Origin of the sequence: Brevibacterium sp. 91QC2O2, assembly GCF_024580695.1 — a bacterium.
Taxonomy (GTDB): Bacteria; Actinomycetota; Actinomycetes; order Actinomycetales; family Brevibacteriaceae; genus Brevibacterium; species Brevibacterium moorei.
This window is the reverse complement of record NZ_JANIJY010000081.1, coordinates 1-396: the sequence shown is the minus strand read 5'-3', so window position 1 is coordinate 396 and position 396 is coordinate 1. Positions and strand designations below refer to the sequence as shown.

Annotated in this window: 1 protein-coding gene; it reads left to right on the top strand. The window is 59.3% G+C overall.

Going from position 1 to position 396, the window contains the following annotated elements:
• Positions 1-265: 265 nt before the first annotated feature.
• Positions 266-396 (top strand): IS110 family transposase (locus tag NQ036_RS15525; protein WP_257060040.1); only part of this gene is annotated, 131 nt, incomplete at its 3' end.

Sequence of the window (396 nt, the reverse complement as noted above, 5' to 3'; positions counted from 1 at the left end):
CCCGTTACCTTTTTAGTAGCCCTGGTTCGTGACAGGATCAGGACTGCTGGCCCGTCGGGCCCGGCATGACTTATGCCCCCAGTCATTGATGATCCGGGGGGTGTTGTCACCGGGTTCCGATAGGCATCAAAGGATCGCTGATAGGGACCGGACCCAACCGTGTGCACCATGGGCGCGAGTGAAGAGTCGGTCGTAACGTGGATGCCGAACTTTGAGGCCGCAGGCGCGCCAGCTTCACCAGTTGCCAATCTGGAAGAGGTGCCTCATGATCGACGGGTACGACACAGTCGACGTGTTCATCGGAATCGACGTCGGCAAGACCGAACACCACGCAGTCGCATTGGACCGCGACGGCAAGAAGCTCTACGACAAGCCACTACCGCAAGACGAGGCGAA